12 protein-coding genes and 1 pseudogene are annotated in these 13,144 nt (G+C 72.2%); 5 read left to right on the plus strand and 8 right to left on the minus strand.

Annotated features, from left to right (window positions below; all coding sequences use genetic code 11):
- Positions 1-20: 20 nt before the first annotated feature.
- A complete protein-coding gene (locus ACIRF9_RS27205) occupies positions 21-659 on the plus strand; it encodes an ATP-dependent Clp protease proteolytic subunit (RefSeq protein ID WP_403827312.1) in 639 nt (212 codons plus the stop codon).
- A gap of 1 nt (position 660) precedes the next feature.
- A complete protein-coding gene (locus tag ACIRF9_RS27210) occupies positions 661-1,263 on the plus strand; it encodes a ClpP family protease (RefSeq protein ID WP_403827314.1) in 603 nt (200 codons plus the stop codon).
- A 22-nt stretch (positions 1,264-1,285) separates the two neighbouring features.
- Here the strand turns inward: ACIRF9_RS27210 and ACIRF9_RS27215 are convergent, their stop codons facing one another.
- Positions 1,286-1,678: a helix-turn-helix domain-containing protein gene (locus ACIRF9_RS27215; protein WP_403827316.1), complete on the minus strand. Its 393-nt coding sequence runs from the start codon at positions 1,676-1,678 to the stop codon at positions 1,286-1,288.
- 230 nt (positions 1,679-1,908) lie between these two features.
- On the opposite strand from ACIRF9_RS27215, the gene ACIRF9_RS27220 reads away from it, so the two are divergent.
- Positions 1,909-2,796 (plus strand): RNA polymerase sigma factor SigF, encoded by an 888-nt coding sequence (locus ACIRF9_RS27220; RefSeq protein WP_403827318.1) that lies wholly within the window; start codon positions 1,909-1,911, stop codon positions 2,794-2,796.
- Between the two features lie 21 nt (positions 2,797-2,817).
- On the opposite strand, the gene ACIRF9_RS27225 is transcribed toward ACIRF9_RS27220, so the two are convergent.
- Positions 2,818-3,270: an ATP-binding protein gene (locus ACIRF9_RS27225; protein WP_403827320.1), complete on the minus strand. Its 453-nt coding sequence runs from the start codon at positions 3,268-3,270 to the stop codon at positions 2,818-2,820.
- Positions 3,271-3,604: 334 nt separating this feature from the next.
- Positions 3,605-4,852 (minus strand): annotated as a pseudogene (locus tag ACIRF9_RS27230) (DUF6777 domain-containing protein); the annotation flags it as partial.
- A 205-nt stretch (positions 4,853-5,057) separates the two neighbouring features.
- On the opposite strand from ACIRF9_RS27230, the gene ACIRF9_RS27235 reads away from it, so the two are divergent.
- Positions 5,058-6,362, plus strand: coding sequence for a streptophobe family protein (locus ACIRF9_RS27235; protein WP_403827322.1), 1,305 nt, complete (start codon positions 5,058-5,060; stop codon positions 6,360-6,362).
- Between the two features lie 120 nt (positions 6,363-6,482).
- Here the strand turns inward: ACIRF9_RS27235 and ACIRF9_RS27240 are convergent, their stop codons facing one another.
- The 5 genes from ACIRF9_RS27240 to mgrA form a co-directional block, all read right to left on the minus strand.
- Positions 6,483-7,457 (minus strand): serine/threonine-protein kinase, encoded by a 975-nt coding sequence (locus tag ACIRF9_RS27240; protein WP_403827324.1) that lies wholly within the window; start codon positions 7,455-7,457, stop codon positions 6,483-6,485.
- The gene (locus ACIRF9_RS27245; RefSeq protein ID WP_403827326.1) at positions 7,457-8,002 is read right to left on the minus strand and encodes a hypothetical protein; all 546 of its coding nucleotides are present in this window, start codon (positions 8,000-8,002) and stop codon (positions 7,457-7,459) included. Before ACIRF9_RS27245 ends, ACIRF9_RS27240 begins: the two co-directional genes overlap by 1 nt.
- Positions 8,003-8,011: 9 nt before the next feature.
- Positions 8,012-10,351, minus strand: a complete 2,340-nt coding sequence (locus ACIRF9_RS27250; protein WP_403827328.1) for an FHA domain-containing protein — start codon at positions 10,349-10,351, stop codon at positions 8,012-8,014.
- Between the two features lie 82 nt (positions 10,352-10,433).
- Positions 10,434-10,844: a hypothetical protein gene (locus ACIRF9_RS27255; protein ID WP_403827330.1), complete on the minus strand. Its 411-nt coding sequence runs from the start codon at positions 10,842-10,844 to the stop codon at positions 10,434-10,436.
- A gap of 304 nt (positions 10,845-11,148) precedes the next feature.
- The gene (mgrA, locus tag ACIRF9_RS27260) at positions 11,149-12,141 is read right to left on the minus strand and encodes an L-glyceraldehyde 3-phosphate reductase (RefSeq protein ID WP_403827332.1); all 993 of its coding nucleotides are present in this window, start codon (positions 12,139-12,141) and stop codon (positions 11,149-11,151) included.
- A 111-nt stretch (positions 12,142-12,252) separates the two neighbouring features.
- Here mgrA and ACIRF9_RS27265 point away from each other — a divergent pair, with 111 nt between their 5' ends.
- Positions 12,253-13,137, plus strand: coding sequence for a LysR family transcriptional regulator (locus tag ACIRF9_RS27265; RefSeq protein WP_403827334.1), 885 nt, complete (start codon positions 12,253-12,255; stop codon positions 13,135-13,137).
- Positions 13,138-13,144: the final 7 nt, after the last annotated feature.

Consider the following 13,144-nt stretch of genomic DNA (forward strand, 5'->3'; position numbering starts at 1 on the left):
CACGACCACGAGGAGAACCGATGACTCCGCTCACCACGTTCGCGCCACGGGCCGAGGAGGGCGACACCCCGCCCAGCCGGTTCGACGACCATCTCGCCGCCCAGCTCCTGGCCCAGCGCATCGTGTTGCTCGGCACCCAGGTCGACGAGGTGTCCGCGAACCGGGTCTGCGCACAGCTGCTGGTCCTCTCGGCCGAGGACCCGCGCACCGACATCGCTCTGTACATCAACAGCCCGGGCGGGTCGGTGCACGCGGGGCTGGCCATCTACGACACGATGCGGCTGATCCCCAACGACGTCTCCACGCTGGCGATGGGGTTCGCGGCCAGCATGGGCCAGTTCCTGCTCAGCGTCGGCGCGCCCGGCAAGCGGTACGCGCTGCCGAACGCCCGCGTGATGATGCACCAGCCGTCGGCCGGGATCGGCGGCACCACCGCGGACATCGAGATCCAGGCGGAGAACCTGGAGTTCACCAAGCGGACCATCGAGCGGATCACCGCCGAGCACACCGGGCAGTCCCCGGAGACCATCTCCCGCGACGGCGACCGCGACCGCTGGTTCACGGCCGAGGAGGCCCGCGAGTACGGCATGGTGGACCGGGTGGTGGAGTCCCTCGCCGACGTCCGCCCGGCCGCCTCCAAGCGACGGATGGGGCTGTGACATGGGGACCTACACGATTCCGAACGTCGTCGAGCGCACCCCGCAGGGCGAGCGGTCCTACGACGTGTTCAGCCGGCTGCTGTCGGAGCGGATCATCTTCCTCGGCACCGAGATCGACGACGGCATGGCCAACGTCGTCATCGCGCAACTCCTCCATCTGGAGTCGGCGGCCCCGGAGAGCGAGATCGCGATCTACCTCAACTCCCCCGGCGGCTCGTTCACCTCGCTGATGGCGATCTACGACACGATGACGTTCGTGCAGGCGCCGATCTCCACGTTCTGCGTCGGGCAGGCGGCCTCCACGGCGGCGGTGCTGCTGGCGGGCGGGGACCCGGGCCGCCGGTTCGTGCTGGAGCACGCACGGGTGCTGCTCGGACAGCCGGCCAGCGGCGGCCGCCAGGGCACGGTCTCGGACCTGGCGTTGCAGGCGAAGGAAATGGTCCGCATCCGCTCCCAGGTCGAGGAGGTGCTCGCCCGGCACACCCACCACGACCTCGGCACCCTGCGCGCGGACATGGACCGCGACAAGGTGTTCACCGCACCGGAGGCGGTGGCGTACGGGCTGGCCGACGAGGTGCTGAGCCGGCGTCTCGCGACGGTGTGAGACGCCGGTCCGCGCCGGTGCGTCAGGCGGCCAGGCAGAGACCGTCGTACGAGGAGGTGGTCGTCGTACGGCTGCGGCCGGGGCGCCGGCTGTCGAGCCGGACCAGTTCGCCCTGGGCGCGGGCCAACAGGTCGCCGAGGCTCAGGCCGAGGGCGTGGGCGGCGGCCGCGAGGACCTCCGAGGATGCCTCCTTGCGGCCGCGCTCCACCTCGGACAGATACGGCATGGAGATACGGGCCTCGTCGGCCACGTCCTTCAGTGTGCGTTCCTGGGCCTGGCGTTCGCGGCGCAGGACGTCTCCGACCAGGTCCCGCCAGAGGGGATCTCTGGGGGCGGCGGACCGCTCGGGGGCCGGGCGCTCGGCGGGCGGGCGCAGCGGGATCACTCGGGCTTGGTTCGGCGCTCGGTTGCTCACCGCTCCAGCCTAGGAGTCCGGGCCGCGGCGGGAAGGGCCTTGCGTTCCGCCTGCGGTGAAAGCAGCGGAGCGGTGGCTTCCGGTCGGCGCGCGGAGTGAGCCGTTCCCTTCATGACGCATGGCCCGGCGAACTCGGGGTACCCGCCCCCGTGAGCGGGTCGGGCCCATGCGCGTCCGCTCACGGAACGAGAACAGAAGACGTCGAACCGTGACTTTCGTGGGGAGAGGTAATGCACACCGCCGTGATCGGGTCGGAGGCTCAGGTCGTCGAGGACAGCGCCAGGACCAGCACGGGTGGAGCATCGTTGCCGGGAGTCGAGGACCCGCGGAGCGTGGCTCCGCGCGACGCACGGGAGCTGTCCCGCCAGTTCTTCAAGCGGCTGACCGAACTCGAAGAGGGCACGCACGACTACCAGTACGCCCGCAACACGCTCATCGAGATGAACATGTCCCTGGTGCGGTTCGCGGCCGGTCGGTTCCGGGGGCGCGGGGACGACATGGAGGACATCGTCCAGACCGGGATGATCGGCCTGATCAAGGCCATCGACCGGTTCGAGATCTCCCGCGAGGTGGAGTTCACGTCCTTCGCGCTGCCGTACATCGTCGGCGAGATCAAGCGCTTCTTCCGGGACACCACCTGGGCGGTGCACGTGCCGCGGCGGCTGCAGGAGCTGCGGGTGGAGCTGGCCAAGGCGCGCGACGAGCTGGCCAGCCGCCTCGACCGGGAGCCGACCGTGGCGGAGCTCGCCACGCTGATGAACCTCCCGGAGAACGAGGTCGTCGAGGCGCAGATCGCCGCCAACGGCTACAACTCCTCCTCGCTCGACGCGGCGCTCACCGGCGACGGCCCGGAGAACGGCGAGGCGGTGCTCGCGGACTTCATCGGCGTGGAGGAGGACGGGCTGCGGCTGGTCGAGGACTTCCAGTCGCTCGCCCCGCTCATGGCCGAGCTCAGCGAGCGCGACCGGCAGATCCTGCATCTGCGGTTCGTGGAGGAGGCCACCCAGGCGGAGATCGGCGAGCGGCTCGGCTGCTCCCAGATGCATGTCTCCCGCCTGATCAAGCGGATCATCACCCGGTTGCGCCAGGGCATGCTGGGCGAGCTGGGCTGCGCCTGAGAGAAGGAGAACCCGCGGAGGTCACTCGCCGAGCGTGAGCCGGGCGCGGACGCGCTTGCCGACCGGTACGCGCTCGGCGGTGACCTCGGCCGCCAGCGCGTGCACGATCTCCAGCCCGTGCCGGCCGACCCGCTCGGGGTCCTTCGGGAACCGCAGGGGCAGTGCGTCGCTGCTGTCGTAGACGCAGACCGTCACGGCGGAGTCCGTGCCCTCCAGTTCCAGGATGTACGGGCCGTTGCTGTGCCGGTCGGCGTTGGTGACCAGTTCGCTGACGACGAGCATCACCTCGCCGCTCGCACGCTCGCCGATGCGTGCGCACCACTCGGTCCTGAGCTGGTCGACGAAGTGCGCGGCGAAGCTGCGGGCCTCGGCGATGCATCCCGGTTCACCGGTGAAGTGCGCCGCTCGCCGCAGGGGTTCCACGGGTACGTCGAAACCAGTCGGTATCACTGCCCCGTCCAGGTGCTCGATCATGCGTTTCTCTCTGGGAAGCCGGACTGGCCGGACGCTGCTGCACCTGTGCTCGTACCCCGTGCCGCGCGGCGCAGTCCCCGTCCGGGGCACCCCGTGTGCGCCGAGGGCATGGGGTGCCTCACATGGCGGGTGAGTCGGCGTTCGACTCGGGGGCCGGAGGAGGAGCGTTGGAGGCCGTGTCCGCAGGCGCGCTCTGCGACTCCTGCTGCTCCGACTGCTCCGGTTGCTCGGGCGACGGCGGGGGCGGCGTCTCCTCCGGCGACTCTTCCTTCGGGGACTCGTCCTTCGAGGGCTCGGGCTTCGAGGACTCGGGCTTCGAGGACTCGGGCTTCGAGGACTCGGGCTTCGAGGACTCGGGCTTCGAGGACTCTTCCTTCGAAGGCTCGGGCTTCGAAGACTCGTCCTTCGAGGGCTCGTCCTTCGAGGACTCGGAACCGGGGGACTCGGACGACGGCGATGAGGAACTCGGCGACTCGGAGAACGCGCAGGAGCGGTCTCGCTTCGGGTCGCACGGCGACCCCGAAGGGGACTCGCCGGAGCGGGACGGGCCCGTCGGCGGCGGGGTGATGATCACGAACCGCAGGGGCTTCTTCGGCGTGGGGGCGGGCCGGTCCTCCTCGCCTGCCGTGTCGCCCCGGTGACGGGCGAACCAGTGGTGGGCGTGGTCCGGGTCGTAGAGGACGAATTCCTTGACCGGCGTCGGGGCGGGGCTGACCACGACGACCTTCGTGGGGCTGTACGACGGCCAGGTGTCGCCCGTGCGCTCCGGCTCGGTCCGCTGCGGGATGGGCTTGGACAGCGGGTTGCCGCAGGCGCAGCGCACCCGGGGCACGCCGTACTCGTCGACGAGGACGGCCGTGCCGGCCTGCAGGACGGCCTGGTAGGTGGTGACGGCACCGTCGCGGTAGCCGTGGTTGGTGACCCAGGTGTCCATGCGCAGCTGTACGGGGGTGAGCGACCGCAGGTAGGCGGGCACCTCGGCCGGCCGCACGTCGGCCACGGAGGCGAACGCCTGGTTCTTGGCGGGATCCGCCTGGAGGGCCCTGATCTGCTTCTCCACGTCACAGCTGGCCACTTTGCGGGTGCCGCCGTACACCCCGGGGGCGGCGCCGTCGACGCCCTTGAGGGTGTTGCTCGCGGGCTCGGCCTGGCCCTGCGCAGGGGCGGGGGAGGCCGTCGAGGTGGTGCTGTCGGTGGCGGTGGACTCGGTGAAGGGGTCCGGGCCGGTGTTGGCCGCGGCCAGCGTGAAGATCTTGCCGGCGCGGTCCGAGCCGCCGCTGCCGGGCAGGGTGAGGACGACGGCGAGGGCGACCGCGGCCACGACGGCGGTGGAGAGCAGGGCGAGACGGGGTGCGGATCTCCACCACGGCCGGCCGGCGTCCGGTTCGGGTTCGGGTTCGGGCTCCGGTTCGGGCTCGCCGTGCGGGAAGGTGCCGCCCGAGGAACCGCCGGAGGAACCGCCGGAGGACACACCGCCGGGTGGTTCGGCGGGCGGTCCCGAGGGGGGTGGCTGCGGGGGGCCCGAGAGAGGGCCGGAGGGCGGTCCCGTGGGGCGGCCGGAGGACGGAGGTTCGACGCTCACACGCACTCCCGAAGTGGGTGTCCCGCGGCGCTCGTCCGACCGGTCTCATCCGACCACGCAGAGCGTGATGTCCCCCCACTTCGGACATGCGCCGCTTTCTGCCACATCGATTTCATTGTGTGCTCCGGTCGGGTGCCGCCCGCAAGCGGACGCGGACGGACCCGCTCGACAGGCGGGCGCTCCGGGTGCTGCTTAGCGTGGCAGGGTGAGCCCGCACACCCCTTCCGACCAGGCGGTCGGCCGTCACAGCTCCGACCGGGCGGTCCGCCGCCACGGCTGGGTGAGCGCGGTCGGCGTGGCGCTGGCCGGGCTGGCGGCCATGGTGGTCGTGGCCGCGCTGGGGCTGTGGGCGGCGGGGGCCTCGGACCTGCCGCAGGACGCGTTTCCCCGAGTGGTCGCCGCGACCGTCGTCACGGCCGTCGGAGGCAGTGTGGAGCTGTCCGGGAACGCCGGCGGACTCGCCGACACCCAGGCTGGTCTGACGGTGATTCCGCTGTCCGTGGCCCTCGTCGGGGCGCTCGTCGTCGCCGCCGGGTTCCTGCGGCCGTTGCGGCACCGGGCCGTCGCCGGCGCCCGGGAACTGGCCGGCTGGGCGGCCCGGATCGCCGTGGTGTGGCTGCTCGGTCTGCTGGCCCTGGCGCTCGCCGCCCGGCAGACCTTCGAGGTCTCCCTCGGCGACGACACGCTGAACGACCTGGGCGACCTGTTCGGCGTCCACCCTGAGGTCGGCTTCACCACGGACGTACCGCTCACGCTGGTGATCGGGCTGCTGTGGCTGGCCGGTGTGCTGCTGCTGGCGCTGCTGGTCTCGCGCGGGGCGCCGCTGCCGGCCCGGCTGCTGCGCTTCCAGGAGTCGGTACGGCCGGCCGCGTACGCGATGGTCGGGCTGCTGCTCACGTGTGTCGCCGTGGGTCTGGTCGTCGCCCTGGTCGTCGCGGCGACGCGCGGTCACGCGCCGGAGACCCTGGCGGTGGTCCTCCTCGGGCTGCCCAACCTGGTGTGGCCGGCGTTCACCATCGGGCTGGGCGCCACCTGGAACGGCCGGGTGGAGGGCCCGTTCGGGCTGCCCATGCCGCATGTGCTGGACCAGGTGCTGCGCGGCGAGGAGACCGCCGCGCTGAACCTGAGCACCATGGCCGAGTACGACGGCCGGGTGTGGTGGCTCGTCGTGGTGGACGCGGTGCTGCTGCTCGGAGCGGCGTTCGTGATGGCGGCCCGCTCCCCCGCGAGGATGCGCGCCTGGCGGCACGCCGTGCACATGGCGGTGGCGCTGGTGCTCACGGTGCTGACGATCTGTCTGGTCGGCCGTGTCTCGGCGCACTACGGCCTGACCGTGCTGGGCATCAACGACCTCGCCGGTCTCTCGGGAGACCTGTCCCTGCACCCCGAGGTGTGGTCCGCCCTCGGCCTGGCCGCCCTGTGGGGGCTGGTCACCGGATTCCTGGGCGCCCTGCTGGCACGCCCGGTGCACCGACGGGGCCAGACCCGACCGCCGCCGGGCCGGAGCTGACCGACGGCGACCGTCCATGGCCGTCCACGGGCCGAAGCTGACCGACCACGGCCGTCCACGGGCCGAAGCTGACCGACCGCGACCGTCCACGGCCCGGAGCTGACGGCGGCCGCCTCCGGGTCAGGTCCGACGGTCGCGGAAGACCGGCCGGGCCCAGTCCGGGGGGTTCGGTGGGGTGGCCGGGAGGCCGACGACCTCCGTCCGCGGGTGGCCGGCGCCGTGGTCGCCCCGCCCCGCGGCCCGCAGTGCGGCGACGAAGGCGCGGCAGGTGTCGTGGCGGTCGTCGGGACTCTTGGCCAGGGCCTTCGCGAACACGGCGTCGACCGGTGGGGGCAGGTCGGGGCGGGACTCGGTGAGCGGGGGCGGCTCGTCCTCCTGGTGGGCCCACAGCAGGGCCATGTCCTCCTCGCGGCGGAACGGCGGATGCCCGGCGAGGGTCTCGTAGACGACGCACGCGAAGCTGTACACGTCGCAGCGGCCGTCGACCGGGCGGCCGGAGATCTGCTCGGGGGCGACGTAGTCGAGGGTGCCGACGAACTGGCCGACGGTGGTGAACCCGGTCAGGGACAGCGACTTCTTCGTCAGGCCGAAGTCGGTGAGGTAGACGTGCTCGGGGTGGTCGCTGTCGGTGCCCCGGGAGACCAGGATGTTGCCGGGCTTCACGTCACGGTGGACCAGCCCGTGGTCATGGGCGGCGTCCAGCGCGGAGGCGACCTGTGCGGCGATCCGGACGGCCGTCGCCAGCGGCAACGGGCCCTGCCGGTCGAGCAGGTGCCGCAGGTCGCTGCCCTCCACGTAGCGCATGGCGATGTACAGCACACCCTCGGTCTCGCCGGCCTCGAAGACCGGCACGATGTGCGGGTGGTCGATCGCGGCGGCCACCCGGGACTCATGGGTGAAGCGCTTACGGAAGGTGTCGTTGCGGGCCAGTTCCGGGGCGAGCAGCTTGAGCGCGACGGTGCGTTCCAGGCGCAGGTCCCGCGCGCGGAAGACGACGGCCATGCCGCCCCGGCCGATCTCGCGCTCGACGCGGTACCCGGCGACCTGCCGGCCGATCAGGTCGGAGGGCCGCCCGGAGAACGCGCTGGTCCCCATCAGGGTCCTCCGTCGGCGAACGGGGCCCGGGTGGTGGCGTGCCCGGTGCCTCCGGTGGCGTCGGGCGCGTGGTCGGTCGCGTAGGTGCTCAGCCGGGTGCCGTCGCCGTAGACCCAGCACCCCTGGGCGGAGTCGTACAGCCACACGGACTCGCCGTCGACGACCAGCCCGGTCCGCAGCCCCTGTGTACGGCGGCGGAACGACTCGCCGTCCAGGCTGCCGGCGGCCAGTTCCTCCACCGCGGCCCGGTAGCGCGCGAGGTCCTCCTCGGCCCGCGCGAGCAGGGGCCGCGGGTCGGCGACGGTCGTGGGCGGTCCGTCGGCGGCGGGCGGGTCCTGGGGTACGGCGACCAGACAGCGGCCGTCCACCCAGGCCTCCCAGCCGTTGGCGCACAGCACGTGCCCCCAGTCGCCGCGCCGCTCCAGGAGCCGGACCGGGAGCAGCGCGTCCAGGGGAACGGTGGGCCGGGCGGGGTCGGGCGCCTCCCAGGCGGGCAGGCCCTGCTGGGGGACGACATGCGTGGGCCGGAAGCCGGGGCTCGTCATGGGCAGCGCCTACTTCCGCATCACGGCGGGTTCGTGCCGCCGCAGCAGCCGGGAGACGGCGAAGCCGAAGACGGCCGAGAGCACGACGAGCATGCCCACGTCGAGCAGCCACACCGCCGCCGAGTGCTCGAACAGCGGGTCGCCCGTGATGTCACCCGGCACGATCCGGGACAGGCCGATGGTGCCGGCCATCGCGCCGAGCGCCCACCGCGAGGGCACGAGCCAGGACAGCTGCTGCAGGGCGGGCACTCCGTCGAGCTTCAACAGGGCTCCGCAGAAGACCACTTGGACGATGGCGAGCAGCACCAGGAGCGGCATCGTCACCTCCTCCTTGCGCACCAGCGCGGATACCACCAGGCCGAGCATCATCGCCGTGAACGCCAGGAGGGCCACCGCGACGGTGATTTCGATCAGAGGAGGCATCAGCACGCCTTGGCCGCCGGGGGCGTTGAGGTCGACGCCGAGCAGCGCCACGAGGGTGAGGACGACCGCCTGGACGACGGTGATCGTGCCGAGGACGACGACCTTGGACATCAGGTACGCCGATCTGGACAGGCCGACGGCCCGCTCCCGCCGGTAGATGACGCGTTCCTTGACGAGTTCGCGCACGGCGTTGGCCGCGCCGGTCAGGACGCCGCCGACGCACAGGATCAGCAGCGCGTTCATGGCGGTGTCCCGGGTGAGTTCGCCGCCGGCCAGGGCGCGGGCCATGGCGCCCATCACGAACGGCAGGGCGATCATGATGGCCAGGAAGGTGCGGTCGGCGGCGAGCGCGGCCGTGTAGCGGCGGACCAGGGTGCCGAGCTGGGCGACGCGGCTGCGGGGCCGGGGCGGGGGCAGCAGGATGACCGGGCCCTCGCGCGGCAGACGCGGCTGGGCGCTGGAGTTGACCACGTACCGCCGGTGGAACGACGAGCCCCGGTACTCCCCGGCCCAGTCCCGGTCCTGGTCCCGCTCGAAGGCCTCGAAGGCCTCCGGCCACTGGGTGAAGCCGAAGAAGGACAGGGCGTCCCCGGGCGGTCCGTAGTAGGCGATCCGGCCGCCGGGGGCGAGGACCAGGAGCCGGTCGCAGACGTCGAGGCTGAGCACGCTGTGCGTGACGACGATGACGGTGCGGCCGTCGTCGGCGAGGCCGCGCAGCATGTGCATCACCGACCGGTCCATGCCGGGGTCGAGACCGGAGGTCGGCTCGTCGAGGAAGAGCAGTGACGGCTTGGTGAGCAACTCCAGTGCCACGCTGACCCGTTTGCGCTGGCCGCCGGAGAGGCTGTGCACCGGCTGCGTGGCGCGCTGTTCGAGGCCCAGCTCGCGGATGACCTCCTCGACCCGCTCCCGGCGCTCGGTCCGGGCGGTGTCCTGGGGGAAGCGCAGTTCGGCGGCGTAGACGAGGGCGGAGCGGACGGTGAGCTGGGCGTGCAGGATGTCGTCCTGCGGGACGAGACCGATGCGCTGACGCAGCTCGGCGTAGTCGTGGTACAGGTCGCGGCCGTCGTAGACGACCGTGCCGTGGTCGGCGGGGCGCTGGCCGGTCAGCGCGTTGAGCAGGGTGGACTTCCCGGCGCCGCTCGGCCCGACGACGGCGAGCAGGCACTTCTCCCCCACCGGGAACGACACGTGGTCCAGCAGGATCCTGCGGCCGCGGTCGACGGCGACCGTGAGGTCCTGGACGTCGAGGGAGACCTCACCGGTGTCGATGTACTCCTGCAGTTCGTCGCCGACCAGGCTGAACGCCGAGTGGCCGATGCCGACGATGTCCCCGGGCCCGATGGGTGCGACGGAGACGGGGAAGCCGTTGAGGTAGGTGCCGTTGTGGCTGCCGAGGTCGGCGATCTCGTACGTGCCGTCGGGCAGGGCGCGCAGTTCGGCGTGCCGGCGTGAGACGACCAGGTCCTCGATGACGAGGTCGTTGTCGCCGGCGCGGCCGATGCGGACGGTACGGGCGGGCAGCGGCCGTACGGTGGTGGGGCGGCGGAAGGTGCCGGTCCGGTCGGGCCTGGACACCGCCGACGGGCGTTCCGGGACCGGTGGTGGCCGGTGCGCCAGGACGGCGCTCGGGCCGTCGGTGGGGCTGCCGAAGCGGATCACGCTGCCGGGGCCGACCTCCCACTCCCGGACCCGGCGACCGTCGGCCCAGGTGCCGTTGGTGCTCTGCTCGTCGGTGAGGGTCCAGTGGTCGCCGTCGGGCCGCAGCACGGCGTGGCGCCAGGAGACCCGGGCGTCGTCGATCACGATGTCGCTGAGCGGGTCGCGGCCGACGTGATAGGCGTGGCCCGGGATCAACACCGTGGAGCCCGTCTCGGTCTCCAGCACGAGTTCGGGCGCAGTCGGGGCGACCGGCCGCTCCACCATGCCGGAATTCTATCGATTCGCACCCCTGTACGCCCAGTGGGTTGCGAGCCGCGTGCGGCGCCGGTGCCGCGGCGGGCGGACGTCAGCCGACCGGGAGGACGAGCGCGGGAACCGTCCGCTGCATGCGCAGCGCGTCCACGGACTCGGCGAGCAGCTCGTACTCGGTGGTCTCGTCGCTCACCGCGACCCGCACCAGCCGTCCGCCCGCCAACTCGTCGGCCACCAACTCCTGATGGTCGACATCGGCGCACCAGGCCCGCAGCAGGGCGGGGACGTCGGGGACGGTGTCGGCGACCGGTACGAGGGCGCCGGGCGGAACGTGCGGGCTGTCCGGTCGCGGATCCAGGCGCTCGGCCATCCATAACGCTCGGTCCCGTAACCACCACAGCGCGAGCGCCAGCGTCGGCGCGCGATAGGTGCCGAGCGGCACGCCGATACGGCGGCCGTCGCAGACTCCGTACGCCGTGACATGGCACAGGAATTCGTCGTGCATGTCTCCACTCCCCCGAGTGCTCGTGTGCCGGCCCTGCCTCGCTTTCCGTGCGGCTCCTGTGGGGCGGAGTGCCCCTGACGTTCGAGTATGTTCACTTCTAAAACACTGTCACCATGACTTTCCGGCCAGTCTCTTGGCATATTCACCGCCGTTCCTGGCCGAAATCCGGCTCCGGATGCGGTCCCTCCGCTCACCTGCGAGGCGTTTCTCCTGGTAACCGGCCGGTGACACCGTGGATTCGTCGGCCATGGCCGGATCGCGCCCTGGCCGACGATGCGCTCCTCCCCTCGGCTGACCGAGTGACTCAGCCGTTGATCACCGCGTCGATGCGGGCGAGTTCCTCGGCGTCGAAGTCCAGGTTGGCCAGGGCGCCGACGCTGTCCTCGATCTGCCGTGCGCTGCTCGCGCCGACGAGCGCCGAGGTGACCCGCCCGCCGCGCAGCACCCAGGCCAGGGCGAGCTGGGCCAGGGACTGGCCGCGGGACTTGGCCATGTCGTCCAGGGCGCGCAGCCTGCCCACCAGGTCCTCGGTCAGCGCGTCCGAGTTCAGGAAGGGGCTGTCGCTCGCGGCGCGCGAGTCCTCCGGGATGCCGTCGAGGTAGCGGGAGGTCAGCAGGCCCTGCTCCAGCGGGGAGAAGACGATCGAGCCGACCTGGAGCTCGTCCAGGGCGTCCAGCAGGCCCTCGCTCTCCGGGCGGCGGTCGAGCATCGAGTAGCGGGGCTGGTGGATGAGGAGGGGGGTGCCCAGCTCGCCGAGGATGCGGGCGGCCTCGCGGGTCTGCTCCGCGGAGTAGTTGGAGACGCCGACGTACAGCGCCTTGCCCTGCTGGACCGCGGAGTGCAGGGCGCCCATCGTCTCCTCCAGGGGAGTCTCCGGGTCGGGGCGGTGCGAGTAGAAGATGTCGACGTAGTCCAGGCCCATCCGCGTGAGGCTCTGGTCGAGCGAGGACAGCAGGTACTTGCGGGAGCCCCACTCGCCGTACGGGCCGGGCCACATCAGGTAGCCGGCCTTGGTGGAGATGACCAGCTCGTCCCGGTAGGACGCGAAGTCCGTCTTCAGGAAGTGACCGAGCGCGGACTCCGCGGCGCCGGGCGGCGGGCCGTAGTTGTTGGCCAGGTCGAAGTGGTTGACGCCGAGGTCGAAGGCGCGGCGCAGGATGGCCCGCTGGGTCTCGGCCGGGCGGTCCGGGCCGAAGTTGTGCCACAGTCCGAGCGACAGCGCGGGGAGCTTCAGGCCGCTGCGTCCGGTGCGCCGGTAGGGCATGTCGGCGTAGCGGTCGGGGTGTGCGGTGTACAACGCGACTCCATCTGGGTTGGCACACGATCTTCCGGGTCCACTGTTCCCTGACCGCCGTACAGCGGTCCAACAGAAGAATCCGATGGAATTGTGCGACTAGGGTTCTCAATCATGGAACTGCGTCATCTCCAGCACTTCGTCGCGGTCGCCGAGGACCAGCACTTCACCCGGGCGGCCGAACGCCTGATGGTGTCCCAGTCGGGTCTGTCGGCGTCGATCCGGGCGCTGGAGCGGGAGCTGCGGGCACCGCTGTTCGTACGGACCACCCGGCGGGTGACGCTGACCGAGGCGGGGCGAGCGCTGCTGGCGGAGGCGGAGCGGATCCTGGCGCAGGTGCGGGCGGCTCACGAGGCGGTGGCCGCCGTGCAGGGCGTGGTGCGCGGCACGCTCTCCGTGGGCACCGAGCAGTGCATCGCGGGGGTGAACGTGGCGGGGCTGCTCGCCGCGTTCCGGCGGCGGCACCCGGACGTGGAGATCCGGCTGCGGCAGACCGGCTCGGGCGCGCTCGGCGAGGAGGTGGCGGCCGGCCGGCTCGACCTCGCCTTCGCCTACCGCACCCAGGCGGACACCGACCAGCTGCGCTGCGTACCGCTGGCCGGCGAACCGATGTACGTGCTGTGCCATCCCGACCACCGTCTCGCCCGGGCGGCCGCCGGGCCGGCCCCTCGGGACATCGCGGGCGAGGTCTTCGTCGACTTCCACCCGGACTGGGGGCCACGGCGGGCCACCGACGCCGCGTTCGCGGCGGCGGACGTGCGGCGCACGGTCGCGCTGGAGGTCAACGACGTGCACAGTCTGCTGGACCTGGTGGACGAGAACCTCGGCGTCGCCGTCGTACCGCGCCACTTCCGGCACAAGCGCGAGGCGCTGACCGCGCTGCCCCTGAAGGGCACCGGCGAGGCGGTCTACGAGACGGTCGCCCTGCTGCCGCCCGCCGCGGCCATGAGCCCCGCGGCGCGGGCGCTGATGGGGCTGCTGGAGGCCGGGGAGGCCTGAGCGGCCG

This window comes from Streptomyces sp. NPDC096132 (assembly GCF_044763345.1).
GTDB lineage: Bacteria > Actinomycetota > Actinomycetes > Streptomycetales > Streptomycetaceae > Streptomyces.